This is a genomic window from Methylocaldum sp. GT1BB (assembly GCF_051027545.1).
Lineage (GTDB): Bacteria > Pseudomonadota > Gammaproteobacteria > Methylococcales > Methylococcaceae > Methylocaldum.
In genome coordinates, this window is sequence record NZ_CP194902.1 from 1,695,718 (window position 1) to 1,714,642 (window position 18,925).

The window sequence follows — 18,925 nt, forward strand, 5'->3', positions numbered from 1 at the left end:
GCCGCGAGTCGGATGGGCAACGGCTGCGTCAAGCGGCGTACGTAGAATTTCGTTGAACTCTCGTATCAAGCGGCCATCGAAAACTTGGACGATGAGCAAAAGGAGTTCGAATTAGTGTCCGTAAAATCCGGGCCAGCTCGGTTACGGAGCCCGATTGGATAGGGTTCCGTGAAAAATCGGCATACTTTGATTTCTCTGGGATCAAATCGTCGTCATCATAATTATTGGATCATGAGAGAAGGAGTTCCATTATGAAGTCTTATGCATTAGCGGCTGTATTGTCATCGGTTATGGTTGCCGGGCCTGCAATGGCCGATAACGACTTCCGTGCGTTGGGTAAGGTGTCCAGCTTAAAACCGATGACCGAAGGGCAACTCTCTGCCGTCGAAGGCGGGACTTTGATACCGTTTAAGAAAGATAACGGTGGTAAGGTCAACGCTGGTAACGTTAACCAGAACATAGCCGTAACCACGATAACTGCGGTCAATCTAGCCCTTTTTAGTAAGGGCGGCGCCGATCAGACTATCGTGTCGGTCACGCAGCAGAGCATTGGTGGTAAATAACGAGAAGCCTCGGGCTCATATCGAATGCTGATGAGGGCCGGAGAACCAGGCGGGGGAGCGGTCATGCGCTCCCCCGCTTTTTTACCTCGATCAGAAAATCATGAAGAGCCGGATGAAAAAATCATTCACACGGGGTGGTCTGTTATCGCTTGTGCTCTCATCCATAACCAGTGCCTATGGTCAATCCGAGTTTCGTGCCTTGGATAAGCCGTCCCGGCAAGAAACGGGTATTGCATCGTCAAGGCTGGACGACAGCGCGCTCGATCGAGTGGAAGGAGATCTGGATATTACGTCCGGCTCGGTTGATCCGGCATCGCAACAAGCCGCGATGCAAGCGGCGGTGCTTGAAAGAACAGTGATGGCGCATCGGTCCGTACACCGATTTTCAATTTGGCGTGCCGAGCGCAGTCCCGTCATGGAAGTCTTCCAATGGACGGAAACACGGGCACGCAGAATATGATGAGCTTCTCAGCGTCCTGATTGGTTTGCCGGTTTCCTTTTTTTGACGAAGTCCCTCCCTGGACTTCGCTCTCGCGACAAACGCCGTTCGTCTCGTTCCGTTTCCGGCGAATCAAGCGACCTGTCGCACGGACTTTTCCAAAATGGCGACAACCTCTTCCCGCGCCTCGGGTTCGATGCCGTTGAGGCCGCGGTTCAGGGCGCTGACGATCGCCAGCACCGACGCCGTGACGATGTTGGCGTTTATGCCGGCGCCATAGCGGATGCCGGGAATGCCGTCGATCGCGACTTCGACGAAGGCGGCGGCTCTGGCGTCGGCTCCTTGTCCCATGGAACGTTCTTCATAGGATTGCACCCGCACCATTCCCCCGAAGGCGTGAGCCACGGCATCGATGGGACCGTTGCCTTCGCCGGTCAGCGTGATCCGCCGGCCGTTCGTCTCCAGCATCAGGCGAATTCCCTGAACCGCTCCATGCTCGAACAGATGATGCTCGAGATAGCGGATGGTCGTCGCCGGTCCCAGATATTCTTCGGAGAACATTCGCCAAAGCTCGTCCGGCATGACTTCGGCGCCGGTGGCGTCGGCATGCCGTTGCACCATGCCGCTGAATTCGACCTGTAGCCGGCGAGGCAGCACCAGTCCATAGGCCGACTCGAGCAGGTAGGCGATGCCGCCTTTCCCCGACTGGCTGTTGACCCGGATGATGGCGTCGTAGGAACGGCCCAAATCGGCCGGGTCTATGGGAAGGTAAGGCACTTCCCAGAATGTATCGGGCCGCTGATGGGCCAGGCCCTTTTTGATCGCATCCTGATGCGAGCCGGAAAAGGCCGTGAATACCAGATCGCCCACGTAAGGGTGGCGCGGATGGATCGGCAAGCGGATGCAGTCTTCCACGGTCCGCGCGATCTCGTTGATGTTCGAAAAATCGAGGCCCGGATCGATGCCCTGGGTGTACAGATTGAGTGCCAAAGTCACCAAGTCCACGTTGCCGGTCCGCTCGCCGTTGCCGAACAGACAACCCTCGACACGATCGGCCCCGGCCATGACCGCAAGTTCCGCTGCGGCGACCGCGGTGCCCCGGTCGTTGTGGGGATGGACGCTCAGAACGACGCATTCGCGCCGCGCCAGATTCCGGTGCATCCATTCGATCTGGTCGGCGTAGACATTGGGTGTCGCCATCTCCACCGTCGCCGGCAGGTTGATGATGACCTTGCGCTCCGGAGTCGCGCCCCAGGCCTCCACTACCGCGTCGCAGATGTCGCGGGCGAACTCGAGTTCGGTGCCGGTAAAGGCTTCCGGGCTGTATTCGAGCACCCATTCGGTGTCCGGATGCGCCTGCGCGAGTTCCCGAACCAGCTTCACGCTGGAAACCGCCATCGCGATGACCTGGTCGGGGCTCATGCCGAAAACGATTTCCCGGAACGGCCGGGCAGTCGCGTTGTAGACGTGGACGATGGCCCGGCGGGCGCCGTAGAGCGATTCCATGGTGCGACGGATCAGGTGTTCGCGGGCCTGAGTGAGCACCTCTATGGTGACGTCGGCGGGGACGTGTCCGCCTTCGATCAGAGTCCTGACGAAGTCGAATTCGGTCTGCGAGGCGGAAGGGAAGGCGACCTCGATTTCCTTGAAGCCTATATCCACCAGCTTCTCGAACAGGCGCATCTTGCGCTCGGCGTTCATGGGCTCGAACAGCGCCTGATTGCCGTCGCGAAGATCGGTGCTCATCCAGATGGGAGCTTGGGTGACGACCCGGTCGGGCCAGGTGCGGTCCGCGAGTCGGACCTTGGGAAAGGAACGGTATTTGGTGTTCGGCTGCTTCAACATGATCGGTGACTCCTGGGTTTTCGTCGGATGCGATGAGTGTCCATTGCGGCGACGGAAAGGCTGCCGGGCTGCCGCGAACGCAAGGCCCGGCAACCGGGTTGAAGTCGAAGCAGGGGTAGGGCGGGCGTCAGGTGGTTCATGGTCGTACTCCAGGAAAAGGCGTCGTACGGACGCAGTTATCCCGTGAAGGGTGTTCAGTCGATCGAAGGAAAAAATGAGGTGAGTTATTTGCCCGCGCGGGGCAGCAGCAGACCGAGGCTCGGGGTAAGAGCCAGAAGAGGAGGGATGGAGGGCTGCCGTCGATTCATGGCTTCACGCTAACAGCTCGGTCGCCATGGTGTCAATACGAATTCCGCGAACCGCAAGTCGTTGCATGTGACGAAGTAAGCTTCTTGAAGGCAGCAGTTGCAAGGACAAGTGCGGTGCGACTATCCGGCGAACAGAGAAGTTCATTCCGAATGTGACATTGATCCAACTCCGCATTCCTCGCCTGACGGCCAAATCCGGATTCCATTGATCCGACCCAACCGCCCACGGATGGCATTAATTTCGCACACTCACCGATGCCCGGTAAAAACGCAAAAAAAACCGCGGCCTTCGTTCGATGATACCCATAGAGATAGGGAGTAACTCGTATGAAAAGCGTGGAAAACGGACCGGCCCGTTGGCGGCTCTCAAGCGAGGCCTTGAGTGCCCGAATCCAGCTTATGGTCCTGAAGCGCGGTCTCGGAGTCCTGGTCGGATTTTGGCTGGCGTCGGCTAACGCCGAGTCTCCCTATGTGCCCCTTATTTTCGATAACCCGACGCCCCAGAACGACGCCTACTTTGGCGACGCCGTGGCCGGTGCGGGGGATGTCAACCGCGATGGGATTCCCGATCTCCTGGTGGGGGCGTCCTGGCAAAACGCGGATGGCAACTATGCCCAAGGCCGGGCGTTTGTCTTCAGCGGGGCCGACGGCAGTCTGTTGCACATTCTCAATAACCCGACACCCCAGGCTGTCGCCTATTTTGGTCGAGCCATGGCTAGGGCTGGGGATGTCAACCGCGACGGGATTCCCGACCTCCTGGTGGGGGCGCCCTTCCAGGATGTGGGCAGCCACGCTGACCAGGGCCAAGCCTATATTTTCAGCGGTGCCGATGGGGCCTTGGTGTACACCCTCGATAACCCGACGCCTCAGGACGACGCCTACTTTGGCGATGCCGTGGCCGGTGCGGGGGATGTCAACCGCGATGGGATTTCCGACCTCCTGGTGGGGGCATCCTCGCAAGATTTGGGGGGCAATTTCGGCCAGGGCCAGGCCTTTGTCTTCAGCGGGGCCGATGGGACCCTCCTTCAGACCCTCGATACTCCCCTGCCTCAGGAAGGTGCTCACTTCGGTTCGGCCGTGGCCGGCGCGGGCGATGTAAACGGCGACGGGGTTCCCGACCTCCTGGTGGGAGCGTCCGGGCAAACTGTAGCCGGCAATCGCGGCCAAGGCCGGGCCTTTGTCCTGAGTGGGATCGATGGCACCCTGCTGCACACCCTCGATGACCCGATAGTCCAGGAAAGTGCGCACTTCGGTGATGCTGTGGCCGGCGCGGGCGATGTGAACGGCGATGGCACCCCCGACTTTCTGGTGGGAGCTTACCTGCAAGACGTGGGTGGCAACGAGTACCAGGGACGGGCCTTTGTCTTCAGCGGGGCCGATGGGACCCTCCTTCAGACCCTCGATACTCCCCTGCCTCAGGAAGGTGCTCACTTCGGTTCGGCCGTGGCCGGCGCGGGCGATGTGAACGGCGATAGCAAATCCGACCTCCTGGTTGGAGCGCCCAGGCAAACCGTGGGCGGCAATGCACATCAGGGGCAGGCCTTCATCTTCAGCGGGGCCGATGGCATCTTGCTGCACACCCTCGACCATCCGACGCCCAAGGATGACGCCCACTTCGGTCAGGTACTGGCGAGCGCGGGGGATGTCAACGGCGACGGCAAAACCGACCTCCTGATAGGTGCCTGGAACCAAAGCGTGGACGGCAATCCTGGTCAGGGTCAGGCCGTGCTCTTTGTCAGCCGGCCGACGACGCCCGTGTGCTTCGGCATGCCGGCGACGATTGTCGGCACTGCGGGCAATGATGTCTTGCGGGGAACGCCGGGCAACGACGTCATCGTCGGCCTGGCCGGCCACGACGTGATCGACGGCCGCGGCGGCGATGACCTGATCTGCGGCGGCGACGGCAACGACACGCTCCGTGGGGGCACGGGTAACGATAAGCTCAGTGGCGGCGAGGACAACGATATCCTCTGGGGCGGCGCGGGCGATGACCTGCTCGAGGGCGGCCCCGGTCGAGACCGGGCCAGCGGCGGTTCAGGCAACGATATCCTTCGGGGCGGAGAGGGGGACGATATGCTGAATGTCGTGGACGGTGCCGGTGGCAACGACATCGCCGACGGCGGCTCTCATGTCAACGGCGATCGTTGCGCCGCCGATAACCGGGATACCGTGCAAAACTGTAACCTGTAATGTCGCCATAGGTCGACAAGCCGTGGCCGATAGATCGGTTATGTCGGAAACCGATTCCGCACCTACTAACCCTTTTCCACCGAGGGAGGGACTTTGCATCCTCCGGTCTGGCATAGCGGTGGACGGCATTCGGACGCCAGGCAGATCGTCGCCCTTCTCTTGAAACCGGCAACCGGGCGGGCGACCCAAGGTCTTTTCCCGGCCCATCCTTCCCTCGATTCCGAGCCTGGGTGTGACCTAACCCGATAATCCACAAACTTCCCCATACGTTTAGCGAGTCTTTTAAGAACGATGCTTGCACGGCCCCATATCGTGCGTGAATCCGGTAAAAATTAATCGTTAATCAATGAGTTGCTTGCTTTAAGTGCCTGCGTCTTTCGCTCGACGGCCAAATCCGGATTCCATCCGACCCGACCTGCTGTCACTCGGTGGCATCAATTTCGCAATATCACCGAGCCCCGGCAAGAATTCCAAAAAGCCGAGGCTTTCGTTCGGTTATACCAATTCGATTAGGGAGGAACTCGTATGAAAAGCGATGACGGAAAAAGGACCGGCTCGTCGGCGGTTCTCCATGCAGCCTTCAGGGCCGGAGTCCGGCCCAGGGTATTGAATTACGGTCTCGGCCTGCTGGCCGGGGTTTGGCTGGTCTCGGCCCGCGCCGAGGCCCCGTATACACCACTGACTCTCGACAATCCCATGACGGGAGGCGGTCTGTTCGGCGAGGCCGTGGCCGCAGCGGGGGACGTGAACGGCGATGGCATCCCCGATCTCTTGGTCGGGGCATGGGGACAGCCGGTGGCCGGCAATGTTGACCAAGGTCAGGCGTTTGTTCTGAGCGGAGCCGATGGCAGTGTCCTCCTGACCCTCGATGATCCCGTGCCTCAGATGCAGGCCGAGTTCGGCCAGGCCGTGGCCGGGGTGGGGGATGTGAACGGCGACGGCAGCTCCGATCTTCTGGTGGGGGCGCCATCGCAAAATGCTTATCGGGGCCAGGCCTTTATATTCAACGGAGCGGACGGGAGACTGCTGCATACCGTCAACCAGCCCATACCCGATGAACTCGCTTATTTCGGCTTTGCCGTGACCGGGGTGAGCGATATCAACGGCGATGATACCCCCGACTTCCTGGTGGGAGCGCCTGGGCAATACGTCGGGGGACGTACTAACCAAGGCCAGGCTTTCGCCTTCAGCGGAGCCGACGGGAGTCTGCTTCTGACCCTCGATGACCCGATGCCCCAGTCCTTCGCCGAGTTTGGCTCTGCGGTGGCCGGAGTGGGCGATGTGAACGGCGATGGCAAATCCGACCTTCTGGTAGGCGCGCCCGGAGGCGTCACGTGCTGCAACGTGATTCACGGCCACGTCTTCGTCTTCAGCGGGGCCGACGGGAGTCTGCTCCATACTCTTGACGACCCGACGCCTCAAGGCGATGCCCGGTTTGGCTTTGCCGTGGCCGGGGCAGGGGATGTCGACGGCGATGGGATTCCCGACCTCCTGGCGGCGGCGCCGTGGCAAACCGTGGGCGGAAATGTGGCTCAGGGCCGGGTTTTTGTCTTCAGCGGGGACGATGGCAACCTGCTTTTGACCCTCGATGATCCGACGCCCCAGGACGGCACCCGGTTTGGCCATGCCGCAGCGGGGGCACAGGACGTGAACGGCGACGGCAAATCCGACTTCCTGGTAGGCGCGCCCGGACAGAACGTGGCCGGCAACAGCCAACAAGGCCAGGCCTTCGTCTTCAGCGGGGCCGATGGGACCCTCCTTCACACCCTCGATCATACGACGCCCCAAACGAACGCGGAGTTTGGTTCTGCGGTAGCCGGGGCGGGCGACGTGAATGGCGATGGCGCACCCGACTTCCTGGTGGGGGCGTTGGGCCAAACGGTGGCCGGCAATGCTTTCCAGGGCCAGGCCGTGCTCTTCGTCAGCGCGCCCGCTTCGCCCGCGTGCTTCGGCATGCCGGCGACCATTGTCGGCACTGCGGGCAATGATGCCTTGCGGGGAACGCCGGGCAACGATGTGATTGTCGGCTTGGCTGGCAACGATGTGATCGACGGCCGCGGCGGGGATGACCTGATCTGCGGCGGCGACGGCAACGATGTGCTGCGCGGAGGCCTGGGTAACGACATGATCGACGGCGGCGAGGGCGACGATATCCTTTGGGGCGGCGCGGGCGATGACCTGATCGAGGGCGGCCCCCATGTCAACGGCGACCGTTGCATTGCCGACCAGCAGGATTCCGTGCGGAACTGCGCGCCCTAGTCGACGATTTTTTACCGATGAGCGGGGCGGAAAATGGATTCTCCGCCTGGCAGCCTCTCCTGGATCGAGGGTGCCGTAAAAGCGTTTCCCCTCCGGGGAGAAATCAGCGACGGGGACGAGCGTCGCGGATCGTCGATTGGGCAAGCTGATTGTCTCTGATGGCAGCCTTTCACGACACCTCGGGCTGGGGAGATTCGGCATGTTCTGATCTGCCGCCTTCTATCGCCGCGCTTCTTTCGAAGCCGGCGTTCAGCGGACCGACCAAGTCCTTCTTCCGACGTCCTGGTCGCCGCTCGGTTTTCCGCGGTGTCACTTCCCTAGCCGTCGCCTCCCCGATTCCGGCGCTCGAGTAGGTTCTAAGCGGTTGATCCGAGCGGTTCCCCATCCAAAAATTCGAGCAAGGTGCGCGCTTCCTCAGCCACTTCAGCATTGCCCGTCATTTGGGCGCGCACGATGGCGCCGTCGATGATCAGCAGAGCCAGTTCCGCCGCGTCGTTTGCCGAGCGTCCCGGCCGCTCCGGGATCATCGTTCGGACGAAATCCCGCAGTTCCCGCTTGTGATCCGCCGCGATCCGGCGTTCTTCCGCCGAGTCGTCGCTCAGTTCCGCGACCGTATTGATGAACGCGCAGCCGCGAAAGTCCGGTTCCGAGAACCACTCCTTCAGGGCATCCGCGATGATGCCGAGGCTGGGCGAAGTTCGGGATTCGGCCAATTCCCGAACCCGCCGGGTGACCCAGTCCATCCAGAACCGGTGGCGCCGTTCGAGAAACGCGATCACCAGGTCTTTTTTGGACGGGAAGTGGCGGTAGAACGACATCTTGGCGACGCCCGACTCGGCGATGATGCGATCGACGCCCACGGCACGGATGCCGTGCCGGTAGAACAGCCGCTGCGCGGTTTCCAGGATGCGGTCGCGTGCCGAGGGCGTAAGAGGCGTGGCGTCTTGAGTCATAAGAGGTTTCCTGATTAGCGACGAAGTTCAGTACAGGCTCACATAGTGAGCCGCTAGGGTCCTTAGACTATGGGCATCTATCACAAGCGGGGTGTCCCATGCCTATGAACCGGGTGCAATTTCAAAAGGGTTTGTCGTTAGCCGAGTTTCTGACGCAATACGGCAGTGAAGCGCAGTGCGAAGCGGCACTGGAGGCCCTGCGCTGGCCGGACGGTTTCCGCTGTCCGGTCTGCGGCGGCGCGCGCCACACGGTGTTCGAACGGATCGGGCGGAAATACTGGCAATGCGGACACTGCCGGAGCCAAACGACGCTGACCGCCGGGACGATCTTCCAAGCGACCAAGCTGCCGCTGACCACCTGGTTTCTGGCCATGTATCTCCTGACCCAGGCCAAGAACAATGTCTCGGCACCGGAACTGATGCGCCATCTCGGGGTGTGTTATCGCACGGCATGGCTGGTGAAGCACAAGTTGATCCAGGTGATGGCGGAACGGGAAACGGATCGGCAGCTGGCCGGGCGGGTCGAGATCGACGATGCCTACCTGGGCGGTGAGCGGCCGGGGAAACCGGGGCGTGGCTCCGAAAACAAGTTGGCCTTTGTGATGGCGGTACAAACCACGGACGACGGGCGTCCGTTGTTCCTGCGCGTCGATCCCCTGCCGTTCACGCAGCAGGCTGTCGCGGTCTGGGCCAAACGCGCCTTGGCCCCGTCGACCTACGCACTCACCGATGGCCTGAGCGGGTTTCGGAGGCTGCACCAGGTCGTCGCTTGCCATCATCGCCTGATCCTGGGCTCTGGGCGGCAGTCGGCGCAACATCCGGAGTTCCATTGGGTAAATACGCTGTTGAGCAACCTGAAGACAGCCATTTCCGGCACCTATCACGCGTTCAAATTCGAGAAATACGCCCAGCGGTACCTGGCCGAGTTCCAATACCGCTTCAATCGGCGTTTCAATCTCAAAACCCTGCTTCAACGGCTGGCGCGCGCCGCGGCGTTCGCTAAGCCTCGACCCGAGTGGCAAATTCGCTTGGCTGAAGTTCATCGCTAATCAGGAGAGGTTTTGAAAGCGTTTACGGGATTATTGACAGAATGGTCTGTCTCATCAATGCTGTAGACAGGTCTGTCTACATGGCGGATTGCTCCTCGACCAGCACAAGGAAACAACCATGAGTTACACGTTTAAACCCGGTTTCCGATTAGGCATTTACATCTGCAAGGATCTGGAAATCGTCGACTTCGCAGCGCCCTATGGCGTATTCTCGGTCGCCCGGCGATTCGATCCCGAGCTGGAGGCTTTCTTTATCGCCGAGTCCTTGCGTCCGGTGCAGGCGCAGGCCGGCTTTACGGTGCTGCCCAACTATTCCTTTGCGGACCGGCCCGACATGGACGCCTTCCTGATCCCGGGCGGTTTCGGCACGCGGCAGGAAATCAACAACGGGCATCTGCACGAGTTCATCCGCGGCTTGCCCGAGAGAACCCTGCTGGTTTCGGTCTGCACCGGTTCCTGGATTTACGCCAAGATGGGGCTGTTGGACGGAAAAGCGGCGACCAACCGCAAGGAGCCCGATCGCGTGGAACAATCCCCGTCGGGCAAAGTGCCCATCGACCGCCTGGCCGAGCTGGCCCCGGCCTGCCGCATCAGCCGGGCGCGGGTGGTCGACGCCGGACGGATCGTTACCGGCGGCGGCATCAGTTCGGGCATGGAAGTCGGATTTCACCTGCTGCGCCGGGCCGGGTACGGCGAAGATTTCATCGCGGAGGTGGCTCGGGTCATGGAATACAGCAAGGCTTACGATGTGTACGCGACGGACATCGAGTATGACGATTCCCATGCGTCATCTTGATTGAAATTTGTATAAAAACGATTGACCGGAGGAGAAGAAATGGCAGCTGCCAGCGAGAAGAAAACCGTATTCGGCGCGTGTCCGCACGATTGCCCGGACACCTGCGCGATGCTCTACGAAGTCGAAAACGACCGGCTGGTCAATGTGCGCGGCAATCCCGATCATCCGCTAACGCGGGGCGGCCTTTGCACCAAGCTCAAGGATTTCCACGACCATCACTACAATCCGGAGCGCGTGCTGTATCCCTTGCGCCGCGTGGGGCCGAAAGGCTCGCGCCGGTTCGAGCGGATTTCCTGGGACGAGGCGCTGGACGAGATCAAGACCCGCTGGACCGCCATCATCGACGAGTACGGCGCGGAAGCGATTCTTCCCTACAACTACCTGGGCAACCAGGGCACTCTTCAGGGCCTGACCGTCGGCGATGCGTTTTTCAACAAGCTGGGCGCGAGCGTGCTGGAAAAAACCTTCTGCGCGAGCGGTTCGTCCACCGCCTGGCTGCTCACGGTCGGCCCCACCGGAGGCGTCGATCCGGAAAGCTTCGCCCAGTCGAAATACATCATCATCTGGGCCTGCAATTCGGTCAGCACCAACCTGCATCACTGGCATATCGTCCACGAGGCGCAGAAAAACGGCGCCAAGGTGGTGGTGATCGACGCCTACAAATCCCGCACCGCCAAGCAGGCCGACTGGCATCTGGCCCCGAAGCCCGGCACCGACGGCGCCCTGGCCATGGCGATGATTCATCAGATCATTGCCGAAGATTTGCTGGATCGCGACTATATCGCCCAATACACGATCGGATTCGAGGATCTGAAGGAGAGGGCGGCGCGCTACACGCCCGAGTACGCAGCCGAAATCACCGGCATTCCCGCCGACGACATCCGGAAGTTGAGCCGCGAATATGCCACGACCCAGCCCGCGGCGATTCGCATAGGCGTCGCGCTGGAGCGTCATCACGGAGGCGGGCAGACCATCCGCGCGGTGTGCTGTCTGCCGGCCTTGACCGGGGCCTGGCGACACGTGGGCGGCGGCTTGCTACAAATGCCGGTCTGGGAATTTCCGATTCACTGGGATCGGGTGTGCCGGCCGGAATGGATCAAGCCGGGGACCCGCGTGATCAACATCCTGAAGCTGGGCGACGCGCTGACAGGGCGCATGCCGCTCGCGCCGCCGGTCAAGTCCCTGATGGTCTACAACGCCAACCCGGTGTCGCAGGCGCCGGAAACCAACAGGATCGTCGAGGGCCTGAAGCGCGAGGATTTGTTCACGGTGGTCAGCGAGCACTTCATCACCGACACCGCCGCCTACGCCGATATCGTTCTGCCCGCCGCGATGGCGGGGGAAATGGACGACATCATGTGGTCCTGGGGCCACCTCTATTTGACCCTCAACCAGAAAGCCGTCCCGGCCTCGGGCGAAGCCGTGCCCAACACCGAGCTGTTCCGGCGCCTGGCAAAAGTCATGGGATTCGACGACGAACAGTTCACGCGCAGCGATCGCGAGATGATCGAACACTACGTCGACTGGAATGCGCCGCAGCTTCGGGACATCGACCTGGCTTATCTGGAGCGGCGCGGTTACGCCCATATCCGAGGCGGCAAACCGGAAACCTCGGCGCCGCACGCCGAGGGCAACTTCCCGACGCCCTCGGGAAAGTGCGAGTTCAAGGCCTCGGGCGCCGCGCAGGGCAATTTCGTCGGCGCCGTTTTCCGACAGATGTACGAAAGCGGCCAAGGCGCGGAACCGATCGACGACTTGCCCGATTACGTGCTCTGCCGCGAGCGGCCGGAGAGCGATCCCGAGCGGGCGAAACGGTTTCCGCTGAATATCCTTTCGCCCAAAAGCCACGGCTTTTTGAACTCCTGTTACGCGAACGAAGAGCACAAGATTCGCGCCCAGGGCGAGCAATTCGTGCTCATCAACCCGGCCGACGCCGAACCGCGCGGCATTCGCGAAGGGGATAATGTGAAGGTATTCAACGACCGCGGCGAATTCGAAGCCGACGCGCGGGTTACCGAGGATACTCCGCCGGGCGTGGTGGTCGCGACTCTCGGATACTGGCGGAGCCGCAATCGCAGCGACGGCTCGGTCAATGTGATCAGTTCGGCCGCCTACTGCAACTTCGGTCATGCGCCGACGTTCTCGGACAATCTGGTCGAGGTGTGGCGGGCGGATGTCCGGCTCCAATAGCGAGCAGGATCCACGTCCGGATCATCACGCGCTCATTCTCGTTAACGGCCGCCGGGGCAGGTCGTTGACCGAGCATGGTCGACCTGTTGCTAAGTACATTCCGCAAATATTTGCGGAATCTCGACAGATTGGCTTGATTGGCGGGGTTGTCCTGCAGGTTGCCTATGCCGCAAGACATTCCCTGAATGTACTTAGAGCGTTTTCCATCCCGGTGTACGGATTCGTTCCAGGAGGGGAGAACGTAGGTCGGCAATCCTTTGCCGACGAAGACGCTCGGCCGGGACGTGGCGTCGGGAAAGGATTCCCGACCTACAGGGTGCTACAGCCGTAGGTCGGTAACCCTTTGCCGACGGGCTTTGTGTCGGAAATCGTCGCCTTGGTGTTCCCGGAGACACCGTTTGCGATTGGAAGGGTCGCGACTAAAGCGACCGTTTGCGATTGGGAAGGGATTCCAGCCTGACCGGGCAGCTGTGCTCTCCCCAGTGGCGGGGGCGCTTTCGCGACGCCATCCAGAGGGGAGAGGGCTTTCTCAGGAAGTTCCTAAAGGGTTAGGCGAGCCGGATGCATTCAGCGATGACCCCGCGCGCGTTCCCAAGCATAGTGGATCGCGTTTTTCATCTGGTCCCATTTGCTGCTCGGCTGTTTTTTCTCCCACACACGCCGGACATCCGGTTCCAGCGCTGCCCAGTCCTTGCCGGAGTAGGCGGGATCGCTACCCAGCGCGTGGCCGAAGCGGTAGGCGGGCAGGTACCGATCATAAGGCTGTCCCTGATTGCCGAAATGGGTCGAATAGTGCTGGCGAAAATCGGCATCGAAACGCTCGAAGCCGGACGGTGTTTCGGCTGCGCCTCTGCCGAATTCTTCCACGTCGACTTCGGTCCGGCGCAGTGTATCGTGGATGGTCTCGATATGTTCCGTCACGCCTTTGCTGACGGTGACTTCTTCAACCACCCGTGCTTCCTTGGAGGCTACAGCTTCTTCCCCCGTTTCGGTGAGCTCGATGGTGCCTTCCTTGAAGGCTGCCATGTCTGCGTCCGACACGGGACGGTCGACCCGGTGGCGTTCGACGTTGACGTGCTCTTCGCGCAGAGTGATGTCTTCGTCAACCGGCCGCTCCTTGACATGGGTATAGACGCGGACTCCGCCACGCTTGACGGCGCGCTTGCCCACTTTCAGCTCTTCCTCGACGACCGGGATTTTCGCTTCCTCGGCGGTACGCATAGGTTCTGTAGTAGTGCCCGCTTTGCCCATGGTCGGCTGTTGTGTCATGCCGGTCTGCTGCCATTGACCCGCGCGCTCCTCGATATTCACCGCGCCGTGTTCCTCCAGAATCTCTGCAGCACGGTCGGCGTGGCTTTCGTCGGTTTCGACGGTGACCAGGAGGCCGCCGCGGCGTACGCCTTCAGAGTAATAACGGATGTCCTCCGCAGGAAGCCCGATTTCATGCCGGCGCTCTTCCAGCAGCCCGAGCTTGGAAAGGACGAAGCGGAGGCCGGATTCCTTCTGGGCTCCACCGGCTGCGCCTAGCTCGCGCTCGTATTCGACATCGCTGGTCATGACATGAATGTGATCTCGGCCGAAGCCTTCACGCTCGAGGTCGTGCACGACTTTTTCGGCTTCCGATCGGTTATCCAGTAATCCAACCACTGTGTTAATCATGGCTTTCTCCTCGTCCGAACGTTAAAAAATACGATCAAAAACATTGAGGCATCTCAGTTTGAGACTCCAGGCTGTTCAAGGTCCGTCGTCTGTCTCTCCGGAGGAACCCGCTCGACCGACACTTCCTCGCGCCGCAGGGTCACTTGTTGCGGCCGGTGCGATTCCGTTTTGCGTCGGGTCACGTGCAGCTCTTCCTTCAGAATCAGCTGCTTCCGCACTACCAGGGTTTCTTCGAATACGGGAATGATCAGCGTGTCGCCTTCATGCCGGGCGGGCACCGGCTCATCGATAGGACGGTTTACGGCGACCCGCTCGACATGAAGCGTTTCCTGGATTAGTGGATCATCGACCTCTTCGACCCGGGTAGAAATGCGTTTGGTGATGCGCACCCGCCCGGTTTCGATTTTGCGGATTTGCCGTACCAGTCGTTCCTCCGCTACGGGAATGGTCAGCGTTTCGCCGTTTTCCGACGGGTCCCGCCAAGTGGTCATGGCTTCGGCCAAGGTCATGGGCAGAACATAGGTTCCGTCTTCCTGCCGATCGAGGACGTTCACGGGGATCACCAGCCGTTCGCCGCGCTCGAATTGCACTTGCACTACGGACTGTTCGTTGACGGGAAGGAATGCGGGATCGACAAAACCCGGTAAACCGTCTCTGCTGACGACTACCGCACCGGGTTGGAATGAGCTTTCCATGGCGTACGGCTTAGCTTGAGGTCTCCGATTCGGACTGGTAGGGCGGTGGATTCTGTACACCCGCGAACGCGGATTCGCGCGGCGAGACTAAAGTGATTCCTCTTTGCATCCTGATGTCTCGATTCCTTATCAAGTAACGCCGATGTTTCTATTTGGAAACGGACAGCATCGCGGAGTTCCCCGCGAACCGCCAAGTTCCGACGCTATTTGCACGCGGAGAACCATCCAGGTCTTGTGTCGCGACGGCAACGGTGACATTCGGCGGCATCGACGCCGATAATACGGGGCCAACTATCCAGAATGCCCGGTTCGGCCGGCCGCTTCCTTCCAAAGAGACCGTCACCGCCATGCGTCGCGATATTCCCGCTGTACGAATGAAGGATCTTCCGCATGACCCACGCGGACTGTCCTCTATCGATATCGCCGAACGCAGAAAACGATATGGCCGGAACGACATTCTCGAAATCGCCGGCAGTCCGTGGCTGGAACTGGCGCGCGATACGCTCAAGGACCCCATGATCTGGTTCCTGGTCGGAACCGGTCTCATTTATGCCGTGCTCGGCAGTTATGCCGAGGCGATGACGCTAATGGCGGCCATTCTGCCGTTGCTGGGCATGGATGCCTTTCTGCATCGCCGGACACAGGTATCGACTGAAGGACTCGGCCGGCAGCTTGCTCAGACCGCCCGTGTCGTCCGTGACGGTGCGCTATTGGAAATCTCCGCTTCCGAGCTGGTTCCCGGCGACCGGGTGCGGATCGAGACCGGCGAGGCTTTTCCGGCCGACGGGTTGATCTCCGTCGGGGAGCAATTGCAGGCGGATGAATCGTCTCTGACCGGAGAAGCGTATCCGGTGCCGAAGCACGCTCTCAGAGCAATGCCGCTGCGATTCGACGAATCAGCCTGGATCGACGATGTGCATTGGGGATTCGCCGGTACCCGCCTGTTGACCGGCCAGGCGGAAATGACTGTAGTGTATACGGGCGGGCAAACGCTTTACGGCGAGATCGTCCGTGCCGCGGCCGCCGGCGAACGGGAGCGCACGCCGTTGCAGACCGCCATTTCCAACCTGGTGACGCTCTTGATCGCGGCTGCCGGAGTGCTTTGCCTGATTCTGGCCGGCGTGCGGCTGCATCAAGGCCACGGCTGGGTGGACGCCCTGGTCAGCGCGGCGACCCTCGCGGTGGCGGCTCTTCCCGAAGAGTTTCCGGTGGTATTCACCCTGTTTCTGGGCGTCGGCGTGTATCGGCTGGCGCGGCGGAAGGCGCTGGTCCGGCGCGGCGTATCGGTGGAGAACATCGGTCGCATCACCTGCATCTGTTCCGACAAGACCGGCACGATTACCGAGGGCCGTCTTCGGCTCGAACATCTGGCCCCCGGCGCGGACGTTTCCGAAGATGAACTGCTCCGATGGGCGGCGTTTGCGTCCCGTGCGGAATCCGGCGATCCCATGGATACGGCGATCCTCGAACGCGTTCAGAAACGTGCGATTTCGGCCGCTGCCGATGTCGTGCTCGAGACCTATCCCTACACCGAGCAGCGCCGCCGCGAAACCGTGGTGGTGCGGATCGGCGACAGGATACACGTGGCCAGCAAGGGGGCTCCTGAAGTCTTGCTGGCGCTGGTAAACCTTAGCGAGGTGGAACGGACCGATTGGGCGTCGCGGGTCGACCGCCTGGCCGCCGAAGGCCACAAGGTGCTCGCTTGCGCATGCTGGCATCTGGATGGCGCCTGGAGCGGCGGCGAACCGGACCGCGGCGGCCGGTTCCTGGGATTGCTGGCTTTCGAGGACCCGATCCGGGACGGCGTGATCGAATCGGTGCGGGAATGCCGCGCCGCCGGCATCCGCGTGGTGATGGTCACCGGCGATCACCCGGCGACCGCGGGCGGCGTGGCGCGGCAGATCGGGATGAAGGGCGGCATCGTTCTGGGCGACGAACTGGTCCGCCGTCTCGATGATGGTGCCTCTCTTCGTCCGGATGTCGACGTGGTGGCGCGCGCCCTGCCTACCCAGAAGCTGGCCCTGGTGCGGGCATTGAAGGCGGAAGGCGAGATCGTGGCCGTCACCGGCGACGGCGTGAACGACGTTCCGGCGCTTCAGGCCGCGGACATTGGCATCGCCATGGGCGAGCGCGGTACCCGCAGCGCACGAGAAATCGCTTCCATCGTCCTGCTCAACGACAATTTCGGCACCATCGTCCGAGCCATCGCCGAGGGGCGGCAGCTATTCCGCAATCTCCAGCTCAGCTTCCAATATCTGCTGCTGATCCACATCCCCTTGGTCATTACGGCCACCTTCATTCCGCTGATCGGGCATCCCATCCTGTACTTGCCCGTACATATCGTCTGGCTGGAGACGCTCATCCACCCGACGGCGCTTTTGGTGTTTCAGGAACTGCCGGCGCGCGGGCCGCTACGGCTGGTGCCGAAGCGCCGGGAGGCGCGATTTTTCTCGGGTGGGGAGTGGTTCCTGATCGCCACGATCGGAGCTCTGATCACTGCGCTGATCTTGTGGACCTACGACCGCAGCCTTCTGCCGGGCGGCAGTGTCGAACATGCGCGCGCCATGGCGATGGTGGCGCTGACCTGCGCCAGTGCGGCGGCCACTGCCGTTCTGAGCCGTTTGCGGACGAAGACCGCCTGGCTGATGGTCGTTGCGACCGTCGGATCGTCGCTGGTTCTGGTGCAGACGCCTTGGCTGGCCGCGCGTTTGAGTCTGCAACCCTTACACCGGGACGACTGGCTGATCGCCATGTTCGGCGGGCTGTTATCCGTCGCCGGCCCCATGGTTCTGTACTATGCGGCGAGGCGTCTCGTCCGGGCGGCGGGTAATTTTCTCGCCGGCTATTTTCGTCGCGCCGCTGAGGATGGTCGGAATGAAGTAACCGCTTCGCGATCGCCGGAGGCCCCGCTCACCCGCTATGCCTGGCTATCGATCTTCGCGGCCCTCGTGACGATCGCGTTGAAGACGGTCGCCTATCTCGTGACCGGTTCCGTGGCGCTTCTGTCCGATGCGGCCGAATCCCTGGTGAACCTGTTCGGAGCCGCGGCGGCCTTGGTCGTCCTCACGCTGGCCGCGCGACCGGCCGACGAGAACCATCCGTTCGGGCACGGTAAAGCCGAATATTTCTCCAGCGGTTTCGAGGGCGCGCTGATTGTCGTGGCGGCCGCCGGCATTGCCTGGGCGGCCTGGGATCGCCTGATGCATCCTCAGGCGCTGGCGGCGATCAATCTGGGCATGCTGGTTTCGGTGGCGGCAGCGCTGGTCAATCTGGCGGTGGCCAGGGTGCTGCTGCGGGCGGGACGCCGGTCCGGATCGATCACGCTCGAGGCCGACGGCAAGCATTTGATGACCGACGTCTGGACCACCGGCGCCGTACTGGCAGGGCTGGGCGGAATCGCATTGACCGGGTGGCAATGGCTGGACCCGGCCATCGCGCTTCTGGCGGCCCTCAATATCGTGGTCTCGGGCACCCAGCTCATACTGCGCTCGCTTTCCGGGCTGCTCGGCGCCGCCATACCTCCCGAGGAACGCCATCGCATCGAACGCATTCTCGACAACTACCGGCGGCAAGGCATCCAGTTCCACGACCTCCGCGCCCGCGTCGCCGGCACCCAGCGGCTGATCACCCTGCATGTGCTCGTACCCGGCGCGATGACGGTCCAGGAGGGACACGAACTCCTGGAGCGCATCGAGTCCGATATCCGCGAGGTCATTCCGAATCTCCTCATCGTGACCCATATCGAACCTTTGGAAGACGCGTCTTCCTTTCGCCATGAAATCATCCAATAAGCCGAGGGGGAGGCCATGCGCCAACTGCCATGCCGTTTCTGCCGGATTATAGGGTGGTTGTCGGATTGGTTTACGGCCTGTGGGAGCAGGCTTTAGCCCGCGATTGAGCGACGAACGGAAACTGCTCTAGGATGGTAGGTCGGCAATCCTTTGCCGACCGTGTGTCGGAAAGGGATTTCCGACCTACT

General features: G+C 61.5%; 12 protein-coding genes. 8 read left to right on the top strand and 4 right to left on the bottom strand.

Annotated features, from left to right (window positions below):
• Positions 1-251 precede the first annotated feature (251 nt).
• Entirely contained in the window at positions 252-563 is a 312-nt protein-coding gene (locus ACR2TX_RS09010; RefSeq protein WP_077728724.1) for a hypothetical protein, read from the top strand.
• Between the two features lie 112 nt (positions 564-675).
• Positions 676-1,023 carry a hypothetical protein gene (locus tag ACR2TX_RS09015; RefSeq protein ID WP_139841056.1) on the top strand — a complete coding sequence of 116 codons (348 nt, stop codon included), beginning with the start codon at positions 676-678 and terminating at the stop codon, positions 1,021-1,023.
• Between the two features lie 111 nt (positions 1,024-1,134).
• Here the strand turns inward: ACR2TX_RS09015 and leuA are convergent, their stop codons facing one another.
• Entirely contained in the window at positions 1,135-2,847 is a 1,713-nt protein-coding gene (gene leuA, locus ACR2TX_RS09020; protein ID WP_434131854.1) for a 2-isopropylmalate synthase, read from the bottom strand.
• Positions 2,848-3,482: 635 nt separating this feature from the next.
• Between leuA and ACR2TX_RS09025 the strand changes: the two genes are divergently transcribed.
• Positions 3,483-5,345: an FG-GAP-like repeat-containing protein gene (locus ACR2TX_RS09025; protein ID WP_434131856.1), complete on the top strand. Its 1,863-nt coding sequence runs from the start codon at positions 3,483-3,485 to the stop codon at positions 5,343-5,345.
• Between the two features lie 525 nt (positions 5,346-5,870).
• Positions 5,871-7,604: an FG-GAP-like repeat-containing protein gene (locus tag ACR2TX_RS09030; RefSeq protein WP_434131858.1), complete on the top strand. Its 1,734-nt coding sequence runs from the start codon at positions 5,871-5,873 to the stop codon at positions 7,602-7,604.
• A 356-nt stretch (positions 7,605-7,960) separates the two neighbouring features.
• Here the strand turns inward: ACR2TX_RS09030 and ACR2TX_RS09035 are convergent, their stop codons facing one another.
• Positions 7,961-8,557 (bottom strand): TetR/AcrR family transcriptional regulator, encoded by a 597-nt coding sequence (locus ACR2TX_RS09035; protein ID WP_434131860.1) that lies wholly within the window; start codon positions 8,555-8,557, stop codon positions 7,961-7,963.
• A gap of 98 nt (positions 8,558-8,655) precedes the next feature.
• Here ACR2TX_RS09035 and ACR2TX_RS09040 point away from each other — a divergent pair, with 98 nt between their 5' ends.
• The 3 genes from ACR2TX_RS09040 to ACR2TX_RS09050 all read left to right on the top strand — a co-directional run bounded on the left by ACR2TX_RS09040 (position 8,656) and on the right by ACR2TX_RS09050 (position 12,592).
• Positions 8,656-9,606, top strand: coding sequence for an IS1595 family transposase (locus ACR2TX_RS09040; RefSeq protein ID WP_434131861.1), 951 nt, complete (start codon positions 8,656-8,658; stop codon positions 9,604-9,606).
• Between the two features lie 118 nt (positions 9,607-9,724).
• The gene (locus ACR2TX_RS09045; RefSeq protein ID WP_086134041.1) at positions 9,725-10,402 is read left to right on the top strand and encodes a DJ-1/PfpI family protein; all 678 of its coding nucleotides are present in this window, start codon (positions 9,725-9,727) and stop codon (positions 10,400-10,402) included.
• Between the two features lie 39 nt (positions 10,403-10,441).
• The gene (locus ACR2TX_RS09050; RefSeq protein WP_077728730.1) at positions 10,442-12,592 is read left to right on the top strand and encodes a molybdopterin-containing oxidoreductase family protein; all 2,151 of its coding nucleotides are present in this window, start codon (positions 10,442-10,444) and stop codon (positions 12,590-12,592) included.
• 567 nt (positions 12,593-13,159) lie between these two features.
• On the opposite strand, the gene ACR2TX_RS09055 is transcribed toward ACR2TX_RS09050, so the two are convergent.
• Complete coding sequence (locus tag ACR2TX_RS09055) at positions 13,160-14,251, bottom strand: DUF2382 domain-containing protein (protein WP_077729958.1); 1,092 nt, start codon at positions 14,249-14,251, stop codon at positions 13,160-13,162.
• 53 nt (positions 14,252-14,304) lie between these two features.
• Positions 14,305-14,946 carry a YsnF/AvaK domain-containing protein gene (locus tag ACR2TX_RS09060; RefSeq protein WP_434131863.1) on the bottom strand — a complete coding sequence of 214 codons (642 nt, stop codon included), beginning with the start codon at positions 14,944-14,946 and terminating at the stop codon, positions 14,305-14,307.
• A 347-nt stretch (positions 14,947-15,293) separates the two neighbouring features.
• Here ACR2TX_RS09060 and ACR2TX_RS09065 point away from each other — a divergent pair, with 347 nt between their 5' ends.
• A complete protein-coding gene (locus ACR2TX_RS09065) occupies positions 15,294-18,737 on the top strand; it encodes an HAD-IC family P-type ATPase (RefSeq protein WP_434131865.1) in 3,444 nt (1,147 codons plus the stop codon).
• The last annotated feature ends 188 nt before the right edge of the window (positions 18,738-18,925 follow it).

Bases quoted from the DNA above. Each gene is read 5' to 3' on its own strand.
- ACR2TX_RS09010 (WP_077728724.1), top strand. From the start codon at position 252: ATGAAGTCTTATGCATTAGCGGCTGTATTGTCATCGGTTATGGTTGCC.
- ACR2TX_RS09015 (WP_139841056.1), top strand. From the start codon at position 676: ATGAAAAAATCATTCACACGGGGTGGTCTGTTATCGCTTGTGCTCTCA.
- leuA (WP_434131854.1), bottom strand. From the start codon at position 2,847: ATGTTGAAGCAGCCGAACACCAAATACCGTTCCTTTCCCAAGGTCCGA.
- ACR2TX_RS09025 (WP_434131856.1), top strand. From the start codon at position 3,483: ATGAAAAGCGTGGAAAACGGACCGGCCCGTTGGCGGCTCTCAAGCGAG.
- ACR2TX_RS09030 (WP_434131858.1), top strand. From the start codon at position 5,871: ATGAAAAGCGATGACGGAAAAAGGACCGGCTCGTCGGCGGTTCTCCAT.
- ACR2TX_RS09035 (WP_434131860.1), bottom strand. From the start codon at position 8,557: ATGACTCAAGACGCCACGCCTCTTACGCCCTCGGCACGCGACCGCATC.
- ACR2TX_RS09040 (WP_434131861.1), top strand. From the start codon at position 8,656: ATGCCTATGAACCGGGTGCAATTTCAAAAGGGTTTGTCGTTAGCCGAG.
- ACR2TX_RS09045 (WP_086134041.1), top strand. From the start codon at position 9,725: ATGAGTTACACGTTTAAACCCGGTTTCCGATTAGGCATTTACATCTGC.
- ACR2TX_RS09050 (WP_077728730.1), top strand. From the start codon at position 10,442: ATGGCAGCTGCCAGCGAGAAGAAAACCGTATTCGGCGCGTGTCCGCAC.
- ACR2TX_RS09055 (WP_077729958.1), bottom strand. From the start codon at position 14,251: ATGATTAACACAGTGGTTGGATTACTGGATAACCGATCGGAAGCCGAA.
- ACR2TX_RS09060 (WP_434131863.1), bottom strand. From the start codon at position 14,946: ATGGAAAGCTCATTCCAACCCGGTGCGGTAGTCGTCAGCAGAGACGGT.
- ACR2TX_RS09065 (WP_434131865.1), top strand. From the start codon at position 15,294: ATGCGTCGCGATATTCCCGCTGTACGAATGAAGGATCTTCCGCATGAC.